Origin of the sequence: Pantoea sp. JV6 (assembly GCF_025910055.1) — a bacterium.
Classification (GTDB): Bacteria; Pseudomonadota; Gammaproteobacteria; order Enterobacterales; family Enterobacteriaceae; genus Pantoea; species Pantoea agglomerans.
The window spans coordinates 12,318-26,380 of the sequence record NZ_JAPCIM010000023.1; the positions used below are offsets into that span (position 1 = coordinate 12,318).

Annotated in this window: 10 protein-coding genes; 6 read left to right on the plus strand and 4 right to left on the minus strand. The window is 54.3% G+C overall.

The genetic code is table 11. The features are described 5' to 3' along the window. Positions 1 to 7: 7 nt before the first annotated feature. On the minus strand, positions 8 to 520 hold the full coding sequence (locus OK412_RS21160) for a SprT family zinc-dependent metalloprotease (RefSeq protein ID WP_264353520.1): 513 nt from the start codon (positions 518 to 520) through the stop codon (positions 8 to 10). A gap of 141 nt (positions 521 to 661) precedes the next feature. On the opposite strand from OK412_RS21160, the gene OK412_RS21165 reads away from it, so the two are divergent. Together OK412_RS21165 and OK412_RS21170 are read left to right on the plus strand one after the other, a co-directional pair. Next, entirely contained in the window at positions 662 to 1,810 is a 1,149-nt protein-coding gene (locus OK412_RS21165; RefSeq protein WP_061902044.1) for a glycosyltransferase, read from the plus strand. Between the two features lie 25 nt (positions 1,811 to 1,835). Continuing rightward, positions 1,836 to 3,068 (plus strand): O-antigen ligase family protein, encoded by a 1,233-nt coding sequence (locus tag OK412_RS21170; protein WP_081115555.1) that lies wholly within the window; start codon positions 1,836 to 1,838, stop codon positions 3,066 to 3,068. Positions 3,069 to 3,149: 81 nt separating this feature from the next. Here OK412_RS21170 and OK412_RS21175 read toward each other — a convergent pair whose 3' ends face one another. Together OK412_RS21175 and metK are read right to left on the minus strand one after the other, a co-directional pair. Continuing rightward, positions 3,150 to 4,547 carry a sugar porter family MFS transporter gene (locus tag OK412_RS21175; RefSeq protein ID WP_033772546.1) on the minus strand — a complete coding sequence of 466 codons (1,398 nt, stop codon included), beginning with the start codon at positions 4,545 to 4,547 and terminating at the stop codon, positions 3,150 to 3,152. Between the two features lie 534 nt (positions 4,548 to 5,081). Continuing rightward, a complete protein-coding gene (gene metK, locus OK412_RS21180) occupies positions 5,082 to 6,233 on the minus strand; it encodes a methionine adenosyltransferase (protein WP_010248851.1) in 1,152 nt (383 codons plus the stop codon). A gap of 843 nt (positions 6,234 to 7,076) precedes the next feature. Between metK and speA the strand changes: the two genes are divergently transcribed. The 3 genes from speA to OK412_RS21195 all read left to right on the plus strand — a co-directional run bounded on the left by speA (position 7,077) and on the right by OK412_RS21195 (position 10,751). Next, entirely contained in the window at positions 7,077 to 9,053 is a 1,977-nt protein-coding gene (gene speA, locus OK412_RS21185) for a biosynthetic arginine decarboxylase (protein ID WP_010248849.1), read from the plus strand. Positions 9,054 to 9,222: 169 nt separating this feature from the next. Beyond that, positions 9,223 to 10,143 carry an agmatinase gene (gene speB / locus OK412_RS21190; RefSeq protein WP_010248847.1) on the plus strand — a complete coding sequence of 307 codons (921 nt, stop codon included), beginning with the start codon at positions 9,223 to 9,225 and terminating at the stop codon, positions 10,141 to 10,143. Between the two features lie 197 nt (positions 10,144 to 10,340). After that, positions 10,341 to 10,751: a YidB family protein gene (locus OK412_RS21195; protein ID WP_010248845.1), complete on the plus strand. Its 411-nt coding sequence runs from the start codon at positions 10,341 to 10,343 to the stop codon at positions 10,749 to 10,751. A gap of 55 nt (positions 10,752 to 10,806) precedes the next feature. On the opposite strand, the gene OK412_RS21200 is transcribed toward OK412_RS21195, so the two are convergent. Continuing rightward, positions 10,807 to 11,562: a M48 family metallopeptidase gene (locus OK412_RS21200; RefSeq protein ID WP_010671064.1), complete on the minus strand. Its 756-nt coding sequence runs from the start codon at positions 11,560 to 11,562 to the stop codon at positions 10,807 to 10,809. A 271-nt stretch (positions 11,563 to 11,833) separates the two neighbouring features. Between OK412_RS21200 and tkt the strand changes: the two genes are divergently transcribed. Further along, complete coding sequence (gene tkt / locus OK412_RS21205) at positions 11,834 to 13,828, plus strand: transketolase (protein ID WP_050680498.1); 1,995 nt, start codon at positions 11,834 to 11,836, stop codon at positions 13,826 to 13,828. The last annotated feature ends 235 nt before the right edge of the window (positions 13,829 to 14,063 follow it).

A 14,063-nucleotide genomic window follows, 5' to 3' on the forward strand; every position in this document is an offset into this window, starting at 1 on the left:
ATTCTTCTCAGGACGCGACAAATTCACCCGCGATCAGCAGGCTGCCACAGTGCACGCAGCGATATTCACTCTCTTTGCGCAGTATACGATTGTGGCGGCGCACGGTCAGCTGATGCTGCTGGCACTGACAGCGGTAGGGTAAGGTGTTGCTGCGCACGGATGCGATCTCAAACTGGTGAGTACGCCGTGCCGGAACGCCCAGCACCTGCTCCATCATCCACTTCCACTCTTTGCCGTGCGGCGCAACGCGACCAAATTGCTTCCAGACCAGCAGATGCGCCAGCTCATGCGGCACCACTTCATCGATAAATGCCTGCTGGTTTTCCAGCAGCAGCACAGGATTGATGCGAATTTCCCAGGACGCCAGCCAGGCGGTGCCCGCCGCCGTACCACGCTGCTGGTAGAGCAGCTTCGGTTCCGGATAACGGGTTTTCAGCGCCTGATTCGCACGTTCAAGCGACTGGCGCAGCGAGCGCATTACGGCCTGCTGCAGGGCAATGGGGAGACGAGGCGTTTTCATGGCGCTCAGAATAATCGCCGCCGCGCAGGAACTCAACGTCGCCAGCGACAAGTGTGGTTCTGGCTGGGGGAAAATTTCTGGTTTAAATATTGTTATGGGCTTTTTTAGAATATTCTATTAATGACATTCACCGCAGAGTGGATGGATGAAAAGCGAACGGCACAGGGCATGGATAAACCAATGAAAAATAATGATAACGTCAGGAAACAACGGATTGTGCTGGTGACGGATCTGATGGCCGGTCGTGGTGGGATGGAAAATGTGACCGGTCAGTTGATTAAGGCCTTGAATGCGGAACCCGGTACCGAAGCAGGGCTGTTTATTATCAACAGCGGAGAGGAGAGCCACTCCCGCGCCTGGACCGCCAATGCTGTTCTGGCTGAGAGCGTCTGCACGCTGCGGAATAAGAAAATAAAAAATCTTATTCATACGCTGAGAATGGCTGCCTTCTTTCGTCGTTATCAGCCCGATCATGTCCTGACCCTCAACACCATTCCCTGCCTGATGACGCGCCGGGCAATCACGCTTTCAGGACGTAAAATCGTATTGTCGAGCTGGATGCACCTGCCTCCGCGTGAACGTTATCGTCCCCATTATCTGTTGCGGGCCGATCACCATTTTGCGATCAGTAATCAGATTAAAGAGCAGCTGGTGGAACTGGGCGCACGCGCCACTGACGTTGACGTGATCTATAACCCGATCAAACGCAATGACACGGTAATCGGCAGACCCCAGGCGCTGAAGTTTCTCTATATTGGTCGCGTCCATTATCAGCGGCAGAAACAGCTTAAAGATCTGTTTGATGCCCTGCAGCAGCTGGATGCGCCCTGGACGCTGGAGATAGTGGGTGACGGGGAAGATCTGACGCAATGTCAGCACTACGTGACGCAACTCGGCATTCAGGATCGCATCACCTGGCATGGCTGGCAGGAGAATGCCTGGGAGTATGTCATCCGCCATATCAGACAGGTCACCTGCCTGGTCATGACCTCTAACTTCGAAGGCTTCCCGCTGATCCTGCTGGAGGCGATGTCGCGCGGCGTCTACTGTGTTTCATCCGACTGCATCAGCGGCCCGGCGGAAATTATTCAGAACGGTATTAATGGTCAGCTCTATCCCACCCATGACAGCATGGCGCTGGCCGCGATTCTCAACGCTATGAGCGGGGATTTCCACTTCCCCGATCATCAGGCTATTAAAGCGAGCATCACCGGTTTTTATGAGGAAAATTATATGAAGCACCTGATGAGTGTGTTTAACCGCCTTACTGAGGTTAAGCATGACGAATAAAATCAGTCGCAATGGATTAACGTTAATGGTTAATTTTTCAGTTATTGCGCTCTGCCTGGCGCTGTCACTGAATATGTTTGTTACCGGCCTGCCGCAAAAAATATTTTATCTGGTCTCTTATCTCTCTATCGCGTCCGTGCTGTATGGCCTGGTGCGCAGGCGGGTGGACTTTAAAGAGAACGGTTTTTATATCGCCCTGTTTGCTGTGCTGATTATCTTTGCCCTGATTCGACTGTTCTGGGCGATTCACGTGAAGGGGATCGAAACCGCGCCCTCAGGCGATGCCATCACTAATATGGGCAACTATCTGCTGGGCGCGAAGCGGCTGTTGATGGGTGCCTTTGTGCTGCTCAGTCTGGCTGTTTATGGGGATCGTGTCTCCCTGACTACGCTACGCGTCGGAAAAGGGCTCATCCTTCTTGGCCTGCTGATTACGCTGGGCTTTGGTATCCACGAGCATCTCTACACTGAGAATATCCGCATCAAGCTCACCACCGAAGCCGCCTCCATGTCTTCTTACATGATTCTGTTTATCTACTGTGCCTGGCTGTGGCTAAGCCGCTATGAGACGCACGCTTACTGGAAGGTTGCCGATATCGCTGTGCTGGCAGTGACCTTTGCCTTGCTCTACCTGTGCGGCACCCGTGTGACTCTGATTGCGCTGATTGCAGTGGGGCTGCTGTTCCTGGTGCAGACCTACCGGCTGTCGCTGCTGACTAACTGGCGGATTAGCGCTTTGCTGGTGGGCGTAATGGCGGTGCTGATTCTGATGACCAGCAACCGCTGGGTAGAGGGAGTGCAGGATATTGAGAACTTTGGTTCAAACAGTTCGACCTCGCTGGGCGCACGTGTCGCCATCTGGGGCGGGGCGGTCAACTTTATTGAGCACCATGGCGGTTTTGCGACGCCGGATGCGCGCACCACTGAGGCGCGTCAGTTCATCACTGCGCACTATCCTCTCAATGTTGAAGGCTTTACCAACGTTAAATACAACATGCACAACGAGTTCCTCGAAGTGACGTCATTGCAGGGCTGGCTGGGTACGGCGTCGCTGGCGCTGCTCTATCTGACGGTGCTGGCGGGCTGGCTGAAGAAGTGTGATCTGCGTGGCGTGGCGCTGCCGATGGTGGCACTGTTTACCACCGGACTGACCGATTCGGTGCTGCCCTATAATCAGACCGCGACCATTTTCATTATGGCGCTGGCGCTCTGCTGCATACGGCGGCCCCTGCCGGTAACGCGGGTAACCACAGCGTAGTGGGGCGTTGAACAAATAAAAACGGCGGGGTTTCCAGAGAAACCCCGCCGTTTTTTTTACCGCGTTTTTTACCGGGTAAAGTTAGTCGCGTGAACCGATGTCGCGCAGTTTTTTACCTGCCATCAGGTTACGTTCGATGTGTTCCAGCGAGACGTTTTTGGTCTCAGGGATCAGCATCACCGTCAGCAGAATGAAGAACAGGTTAAGCAGTGCGTAGACCCAGAAGGTGTTCGCATTGCCCAGCGTATTCAGCATCGTCAGGAAGGTCGCACCCACGATCATGTTCGCGATCCAGTTGGTGGTGGTGGAGACAGTGATACCGAAATCGCGGCCTTTCAGCGGCTGAATTTCGGAACAGAGTACCCAGATCAACGGACCGGCTGACATCGCAAAACCGATGATGAACATCAGCAGCATACCTACCGCAAAGTACTGTGCGCCCGCCGAGTGAATGCCGAAGTGCAGCATCGTACCCAGAACGCCCATACCGGCTGCCATCACCATAAAGCCCAGAATCAGGGTAGGTTTACGACCCCAGCGATCCACCAGGCCAATGGCAATAAAGGTCGCCAGTACGTTAACCAGACCCACAATCACCGTGCCCCACATCTGCTGGGTGGTGTTGGTGAAGCCCGCGATTTCAAAGATTTTTGGCGCATAGTACATGATGACGTTCATGCCGGTAAACTGCTGCATCACCTGCAGCAGAATGCCGAGATAGACCGCACGACGGAAGTGGCTGCTGCTGGTGAACAGACCCCAGCCAGACTGTTTGATCTTCAGGCTTTCACGGATCTCTTCCAGCTCACGTTTTGCTTGCTCGCTGGTGTCACGCAGACGATCCAGTACGCGTTGTGCATCGCGGAAGTTGCCTCGCGCCGCCAGCCAGCGTGGGCTGTTTGGCAGGAAGAAAACGCCGACCAGCAGCAACAGTGCCGGAATAGTGATGATGCCCAGCATCCAGCGCCAGTTGCCGGTAAAGCTGAACGCCGTATCGGACAGGTAAGCACCAAGAATACCGATGGTGATCATCAGCTGATAAAGCGAAATCATACTGCCGCGAATTTTTTCCGGAGCGATCTCAGAAAGATAAAGCGGGGCGGTATAAGAGGCGATACCGACTGCCAGGCCCAGCAGAACGCGGGCGCTGATCAGCATTTCCGGGTTTGGCGACATCGCCGACCAGAGTGAACCGATAACGAACAGAATCGCACCGGCCATCAGGCTTTTTTTACGGCCCAGGCGGGATGACATCCAGCCGCTGCCGATAGCACCGACCGCCGCACCAAACATCATGGAACTGACGATCCACTCCTGCTGATGAGGGGTGACGTTAAAGTCCTTTGCGATAAACGGCAGAGCACCGGCGATAACGCCGATATCCAGACCGAACAGCAGACCCGCAAGGGCCGCCAGAAAGCAGACAAATAAGGTCATCGCCTTATTTGAAGTTCTGCTTTTGTGTGTATTGCCAGGCATTTTAGCCTCCAGGTTTATCCATCATTGTTTTTATCAATGTTAAAAAACCTTTTGCGGGAAAAAAGTGAGCCTGATCACATCAGTGTAATCGCTTACACACGCTGAAACCCTGAAATTCAGCATATTTTTCCCGGAAAGATTAATTAACCAGTGAGGTATAGCACTCATTAAGTTTCTGACAATGCTCTATTTACTGGCTATCAGACGACGCTGAAAATAACGCATTTTCAGCAGAATAACTACGTGCGTTAATTCCTAAATATCGGATAAACAAAGCATTTCAATTTGTAATCGTTAACATTTAGTCGTCAGAAAAAGCGAAAAGAAGTGTAGCTGAGAACTGAAAATTTGCTGCAGAGAGAAGAAGATGTCGGGCAGATGCGTTTTTTTGTCGTCACGCGCTCACCAGAAAATGCGCTGGCCTGTTCGTTCAGAAGGGTAGCGGGAGCAAAATTGCTCCGGTTAGCAATGGGGCTGAAAAGGCAATAAAAAACCCTGCCGCAGTGGCAGGGTTTTTATCAGCAGCCGGTAACCTTACAGGCCAGCCGCTTCACGCAGCAGGGCAGCTTTGTCGGTTTTTTCCCATGGGAAATGTTCACGACCAAAGTGACCGTAAGCTGCGGTCTCTTTATAGATTGGGTGCAGCAGATCCAGCATCTGGATCAGACCATATGGACGCAGGTCGAAGAACTCGCGCACCAGCAGCGTCAGCTGTTCGGTAGAGATTTTCTCGGTACCGAAGGTTTCCACCATGATAGAAGTGGGTTCAGCCACGCCGATAGCGTAGGAGACCTGGATTTCACAACGGTCAGCCAGGCCGGCCGCTACGATGTTTTTCGCCACGTAACGTGCCGCATAGGCTGCAGAGCGGTCAACTTTAGATGGATCTTTACCCGAGAACGCACCGCCACCGTGACGCGCCATGCCGCCGTAGGTGTCTACGATGATTTTACGACCGGTCAGACCGCAATCGCCCATCGGGCCGCCGATCACAAAGCGACCGGTTGGGTTGATATGATATTTGGTCGAGGCGCTCAGCCACTCTGCAGGCAGAACCGGCTTGATGATCTCTTCCATCACCGCTTCCTGCAGATCTTTCTGGCTGATGGATTCAGCGTGCTGGGTAGAGAGCACAACTGCATCGATGCCCACGATTTTGCCATCGTCATACTGGAAAGTGACCTGGCTCTTGGCATCCGGGCGCAGCCACGGCAGGGTGCCGTTTTTACGCACTTCAGCCTGACGCTGTACCAGACGGTGCGCATAGGTCACCGGCGCAGGCATCAGCACGTCTGTTTCGTTAGTGGCATAGCCGAACATCAGGCCCTGGTCGCCCGCGCCCTGTTCCAGCGGATCGGTACGGTCAACGCCCTGATTGATATCCTGAGACTGTTTACCAATCGCGCTTAATACCGCGCAGGAGTTGGCGTCAAAGCCCATATCGGAATGGACATAGCCGATTTCACGTACGGTTTTACGGGTGATCTCTTCGATATCAACCCAGGCGCTGGTGGTGATTTCACCGCCAACCAGCACCATACCGGTTTTAACGTAGGTTTCGCAGGCCACGCGCGCTTTAGGATCCTGTTCAAGGATCGCATCCAGCACAGCATCGGAGATCTGGTCGGCGATTTTATCGGGATGTCCTTCTGATACAGACTCGGACGTAAAAAGGTGTTTAGCCATTCTGTTCTTTACCTTAAATATGGTTTGAGTACGACTGCATAGCGCCAGTGAGGTGGTCTGACCTGACGCCCCTTCAGGCAAAGCCGCGAGCAGTGAGGTTGTGTCAGCACAGCAGGCCAACACCGCCTGGATAGTAACCTGTTTAGATGGAAAACCATCTGGACGGCTATTTTAGGATAGAGGGTAAACCAATTACCAGCCCTTTTTCTGTTTCAGCATTTAACCTGTCTCTGTTATCGGCATAATTTGCTGACGCTACACGCAATTCCCCGATAATATTTTTGCATTTTACGGCTGTAAACTGTATAAAACGCCGCTGCTTTGATAGCAGCAGCAAGGATGACGCCACTGTTTGCGTCGCGCCTGTCAGACTCTGGTCTGGCTTTCACCCAGGTTGTTTTCCATGTGCCCCTGGCATATGCGGAGGTGATACAAGTAATGAACCACGCTTTTTCTTCTTCCGGTTCTCTGCGCTGCGGCGCTGCGCTGGCTCTCTCCTGCCTCCCATCTGTTTCTCTTTCCTGCCGACGCGATGTCCGATGCGGTAATTTTACCGACACAGGCGCAGGCTAATCTTTATCTCTGCTCGATCGGTTTTGTCTCTTCTCTGCGTTCGCGCAGCGGAACGACGCAGGTTATCCATGGTCAATACAGATCAGTTAAATGTTCTCTGTTTAAACGGAGATGGCCCGGGTGTTTTACACTTAACTCTCATGCGTGAATCGCGCTGACGGCAACGTCAGGTGAACAGGACATTGCGTTTAATGTGGCAACAGGTTTTCAGATTAGCGGCCATAAAGCCGGTTAACAGTTTCATCTTTCAACGGAAAATTGAGGTTCGCGATGTCTGACGACATGAAGAATATCAAAGGTTCGTCAGCTGGCGAACAGGGTACACTCCGCTCCATGCAGGAGGTTGCAATGAACGATCAGGATGCGAGCAAAATGTTGCGTACGTACAACATCGCCTGGTGGGGCAACAACTATTACGACGTTAACGAACTGGGCCACATCAGTGTCTGTCCCGATCCGGATCGTCCTGATGTGCGCGTCGATTTAGCCCGTCTGGTCAAAGAGCGCGAAGCGCAGGGCCAGCGTCTGCCCGCTTTATTCTGCTTCCCGCAGATCCTGCAACACCGTCTGCGTTCCATTAACGCCGCCTTTAAACGTGCGCGTGAATCCTACGGTTACAAAGGCGACTACTTCCTGGTTTACCCGATTAAAGTTAACCAGCACAAACGCGTGATTGAGTCACTGATCCACTCCGGCGAACCGCTGGGACTGGAAGCGGGCTCAAAAGCCGAGCTGATGGCGGTGCTGGCGCACGCCGGTCAGACCCGTTCGGTGATCGTCTGTAACGGCTATAAAGATCGCGAATATATTCGTCTGGCGCTGATCGGTGAGAAGATGGGCCATAAGGTCTATCTGGTGCTGGAGAAGATGACCGAAGTGCGGCTGGTGCTGGAAGAAGCAGAGCGTCTGAATGTGGTGCCGCGTCTTGGTATCCGTGCACGTCTGGCTTCGCAGGGCTCCGGTAAATGGCAGTCGAGCGGCGGCGAAAAGTCGAAGTTTGGCCTGTCAGCCACCCAGGTGCTGAAACTGGTTGAGATCATGCGCGAAGCAGGTCGCATCGACAGCCTGCAGCTGCTGCATTTCCATCTGGGCTCGCAGATGTCCAACATCCGCGACATCGCTACCGGCGTGCGTGAGTCGGCGCGCTTCTATGTCGAACTGGCCAAGCTGGGCGTCAACATCAAATGTTTCGACGTCGGCGGCGGTCTGGGCGTCGATTACGAAGGAACGCGCTCGCAGTCTGACTGCTCGGTCAACTACGGCCTGAATGAGTACGCCAACAACGTAATCTGGGCGATTGGTGCTGCCTGTGATGAGCACGGTCTGGAGCATCCGACGGTGATCACCGAGTCGGGCCGTGCGGTAACCGCGCACCACACGGTACTGGTCTCCAACATCATTGGGGTGGAGCGCAACGAGTTCAGCGAACCTGAAACGCCGGATGCGGATGCGCCGCGCCCGATCCTCAGCATGTGGGAAACCTGGCAGGAGATGCACGAGCCAAGTACCCGCCGCTCGCTTCGTGAATGGCTGCATGACAGCCAGATGGATCTGTTTGATATCCATACCGGCTACTCGTCAGGCACCTACGATCTCAAGCAGCGTTCATGGGCTGAGCAGCTCTATCTGAGCATCTGCCACTATATTCAGCAGCATCTCGATCCGAGCAACCGTGCACACCGTCCAATCATCGACGAACTGCAGGAGCGGATGGCGGATAAGATCTACGTTAACTTCTCGCTGTTCCAGTCAATGCCGGATGCGTGGGGTATCGATCAGCTGTTCCCGGTACTGCCGCTGGAAGGCCTGAACAAGAAGCCGGAGCGCCGTGCCGTGCTGCTCGACATCACCTGTGACTCCGATGGCACCATCGATCACTACGTGGATGGCGACGGTATCGCGACGACCATGCCGATGCCGGAATATGACCTTGATAACCCACCCATGCTGGGCTTCTTTATGGTGGGCGCTTATCAGGAAATTCTGGGCAACATGCATAACCTGTTTGGTGACACCGAAGCGGTGGATGTCTACGCACGCGAAAATGGCGATGTGGAAGTGCAGCTCTCCGATGAAGGCGACACCGTGGCGGACATGCTGCGTTACGTGCAGCTTGATCCCAACGAGCTGATGGCGCTGTTCCGCAATCAGGTTCAGGCATCCGATCTCGACGAAGAGCTGCGCGCGCAGTTCCTGGAAGAGTTCGAGAGCGGCCTCTACGGCTATACCTATTTAGAAGATGAATAATCGATTATGGCGACCGGTAATCGCATATTGCAGTTGCCGTTAACTATGTCGATAATCTGACTCACTCAATCCCTTCCTCGTCGGGCCTAACGACGCGGAGGGGATTTTTTTCATCTCAACCTTAATGGTTTGCGGGCTGGCCCGACTTACGCACATAGAGAGAGCAATTATGTATAACACGCTTGGCAATCAGTACGACAACTCCCTGGTTTCTAACGCCTTTGGTTTCATGCGTTTTCCGCTGAATTTTCAGCCTTACGACAGCGACGCCGAGTGGGTTATCACCGGCGTGCCGTTTGATGCCGCGACCTCGGGTCGTCCGGGCAGCCGCCTGGGTCCGGGTGCGATTCGCCAGATCTCCACCAATCTGGCCTGGGAAGGCTGCCGCTGGCCGTGGGATTTCGACCTGCGTCAGCGTCTGAACGTCGTCGATTGCGGCGATCTGGTTTACGCCTTCGGTGATTCGCAGGATCTCTCCGACAAATTGCAGGCCCATGCTGAAAAACTGCTGGCCAATGGCAAGCGCATGATGACCTTTGGCGGCGACCACTATGTCACACTGCCGCTGCTACGCGCCCATGCAAAACACTTCGGCAAGATGGCGCTGGTGCACTTTGATGCGCATACCGACACCTACTCCAACGGCCCGACCTTTGACCACGGCACCATGTTCTTTACCGCGCCGAAAGAGGGTCTGATCGATCCGCAGCACTCAGTGCAGATTGGTATCCGTACCGAATTCGACAAGAGCCTGGGCTTCAACGTGCTGGATGCGGCGCAGGTCAATGACCGCAGCGTTGACGATATTCTCGCCGAAGTAAAACGCACCGTCGGCGATCTGCCGGTCTATCTGACCTTCGATATTGACTGTCTGGATCCGGCGCATGCGCCTGGCACCGGCACGCCGGTGATTGGCGGGCTGACCACCGATAAAGCGACCAAGCTGATCCGTGGCCTGCAGGGCATGAACATTGTCGGCATGGATCTGGTGGAAGTCGCACCGGGTTACGATCATGCTGATCTGACGGCACTGGCAGCGGCTACGCTGGCGCTGGATATGCTGCATGTTCAGGCTGTAAACAAAGGCTGATGCCTGCTGCCTGTCGGCTTCAGTCCGGCAGGCGCTGAACGCGGCGTCCTGTCCATCGGGCAGACGCCGCTGCTGTGATCTTCCTCTCTTTGCCATGATCCGATCGATTCCCTTCTGACCCCGACGGGTAACCGTCAGGCGCGAACCCCTATCTGCAACTAAACTTACAGCGTAAAAATGGCGTAGTGGAGATAATCATGGGCTTTCTTGATGAACTGGCTGGCGCACTGGATGGCAACCAGAGTGAAGGGCATCCGCCGGGACAGTTACAGGCTGTCTGGCATTGGGTGCAGGAGCAGGGCGGTATTGAAGTGCTGCTGCAAAAATTCCAGCAGGGCGGGCTGGGTGAGGTGTTTGGTTCCTGGATCGGCACCGGCGATAACCATCCGGTTGGCCACAGTGAGATTCAGTCTGCTTTTGGTCAGGATGAACTGCAGTCACTGGCCGACAAACTCGGCACCGATGTGAAAGGGGCATCGGGTACGCTGGCTGCGCTATTGCCGCAGCTGATTGATAAAATGTCGCCGCAGGGACACATGGATGAACAGGCGCTGCATGACAATAAGCTGGATCTGGGCTCGATGGTGGATCAGATATTTAAGCGCTAGCGGACTTCGCACGGCTAAGCGCGCATGCCGGATGCATGCGCGCTCAGCGGCGGAATTACTTGCCGTCGGCAGCAATTCGCTCACGAATATGCGCTGCGCGCGCTTCAGAGGCGGGATGCGAGTCAAACATCGAACTCTGACGTCCCTGTTCCATCTTCGCCAGCTTTTCAAAGCTGGTGGCCAGGCCCATTGGATCGATATTGCGCTTCTTCATCAGGTCGTAGGAATAGTCATCCGCCTGTGATTCCTGCGTCTGGGAGAACTGCGCATTCACCAGTTTTTCACCCATTTCACCCAGCTGCGACTGCGACAGTGAACCAATCACGCCGCCAACCGAGGCGGCTGCGGTGCGGGCCGCGGTTGTGGCATATGCCAGCTGCATTGCCTTGCGCGTATGACCTAACGCGACGTGGCCCATCTCATGACCCAGTACGCCTTCCACTTCATTGTCAGTCATCATATCCATCAGACCGCTGTAAACACGAATACAGCCATTTGCCATCGCCCAGGCGTTGACATCTTTGGTCTGATAAACCTTGTAGTTAGCCGGTACGCCGTTGATGTTATCGCCCAGCGCCGCCGCGATCTTGTTCAGACGCTGCTGATAATCACTGTTAGCAGGCGCAATCTGATTATCTTTGTCCATCTGCTCACAGGATTTATCGCTCAGCTGCTTTACCTGATCGTCGCTGAGGGTATAAGCCTGATACGCCTGCGCGCCCGACTGCATCAGCGCATTATTGTCTAAACCCTGACAGCCACTCAGCAGCGTCGTCAGTCCAAGCGCTAACACCATTTTTTTGATTTTCATGCTGTATCCCATTCATAACAAGGTAAGAAAAACAAACACCTGAAACTCAGACAGGTGAATAAACGATTTGGTTATAGCGTGCCAGTCTGCACTTTGCTAGCAGATATGGCTGGAAAAGCCATACGAAGCGGCTGCATTTAGCGTTTTACAGCATGTACTTTTGCCCCGTTTCTCATGTACATTGATGGGCAACTTTTTCCTTGTTTTGCCCGGTAACTCATTAATAACAATAAGTTAAGGTGCGAAGCATTAATCCGACCTGGAGTAGAAAATGCCCTCTCGTAAAGAGCTTGCCAACGCCATTCGTGCGTTAAGTATGGATGCAGTACAGAAAGCGAAATCGGGACATCCGGGTGCCCCAATGGGCATGGCGGACATCGCTGAAGTACTCTGGCGCGGCTACCTGAACCACAACCCAACCAACCCGCTGTGGGCTGACCGCGACCGTTTCGTGCTCTCTAACGGTCACGGCTCAATGCTGATCTATAGCCTGTTGCACCTGACCGGCTACGATCTGCCCCTGAGCGAACTGGAAAACTTCCGTCAGCTGCACTCAAAAACTCCAGGTCACCCGGAATATGGCTACACCGTGGGCGTTGAAACCACTACCGGTCCGCTGGGGCAGGGCATCGCTAACGCAGTAGGTTTTGCCATTGCTGAGCGCACGCTGGCAGCACAGTTCAACCGTCCGGGTCATGACATCGTAGACCACAACACCTATGTCTTCATGGGTGATGGCTGCATGATGGAAGGTATCTCGCACGAAGTCTGCTCACTGGCCGGTACGCTGAAGCTGGGCAAACTGGTGGCGTTTTATGATGACAACGGTATCTCTATCGACGGTCACATTGATGGCTGGTTCACCGACGACACCGCTAAGCGCTTTGAAGCTTATGGCTGGCACGTGGTGCGCGGCGTCGATGGTCACGATGCGGATGCGATTGCGAAAGCGATCGAAGAAGCGAAAAGCGTCAGCGACAAGCCTTCACTGCTGATGTGCAAAACCGTTATCGGTTTTGGTTCACCGAACAAAGCCGGTACCCATGATTCACACGGCGCACCGCTGGGTGATGATGAAGTGGCACTGACCCGCAAGCAGCTGGGCTGGAACCACGCGCCGTTCGTTATTCCTTCTGATATCTACGCTGAGTGGGACGCGAAAGAAGCGGGCCAGGCGAAAGAGTCTGCATGGAATGAGAAATTCGCCGCTTACGCACAGGCTCATCCTGAACTTGCTGCCGAGTTTAAACGCCGCGTCAGCAACGAACTGCCAGCTAACTGGCAGGAAGAGTCGCAGAAGTTCGTTGAGCAGCTGCAGGCGAACCCGGCGAAGATCGCCAGCCGTAAAGCCTCACAGAATGCTATCGAAGCTTTCGGTAAAATTCTGCCGGAATACCTGGGCGGCTCAGCAGATCTGGCACCCAGCAACCTGACAATCTGGTCTGGCTCTAAGCCGATCAACGAAGATGCTGCGGGTAACTACATCCACTACGGCGTGCGTGAGTTCGGTATGACCGCAATCGCCAATGGCCTGGCGCTGCACGGCGGCTTCCTGCCTTACACCGCGACCTTCCTGATGTTCGTTGAATATGCGCGTAACGCAGCGCGTATGGCGGCACTGATGAAGATCCGTCAGATCATGGTCTACACCCACGACTCTATCGGTCTGGGCGAAGATGGCCCGACGCACCAGCCGGTTGAACAGATGGCGAGCCTGCGCACCACGCCAAACATGAGCCTGTGGCGTCCATGTGACCAGGTTGAATCCGCGGTGGCGTGGAAATATGCCATTGAGCGTAAAGATGGCCCGACTGCGCTGATCTTCTCCCGTCAGAACCTGGCGCAGCAGGAGCGTGACACGGCACAGCTGGCTAACGTAGCGCGCGGCGGTTACGTGCTGAAAGATTGCGATGGCACGCCTGAGCTGATCCTGATCGCCACCGGTTCCGAAGTTGAGCTGGCTGTCGGTGCCTGGGACAAACTCACCAGCGAAGGCCGCAAAGTGCGCGTGGTCTCTATGCCATCAACGGATGCCTTCGACAAGCAGAGTGATGAGTACCGTGAATCCGTGCTGCCAAAAGCGGTTAGCGCACGCGTCGCAATCGAAGCGGGTATCGCTGATTACTGGTTCAAATACACCGGCCTGAACGGCGCTATCGTGGGCATGACCAGCTTCGGCGAATCTGCACCTGCCGATCAGCTGTTCGAACTGTTTGGCTTTACCGTCGACAACGTCGTCGCGAAAGCGAAAGCGCTGCTGGCGTAAAACCGGTCAGGCGGGCCTGTTTCCGCCCGGCTGTAAAAACAGAGGGACGAGATTTTCGTCCCTTTTATTTTTTTATTCCTGCAGTAATAACCGCCTTTTGCCTTAATTTGTGACGCAGATCCAAATTTAAGCAGTCAGATTGATCACAATCATTCCTGTTATTCCTTCCTTCTATTATTGTAGCTGAACCGTTTCAGTCGCCAGGCAAATCGCCCTGGTTTCGGACAATGCCGGG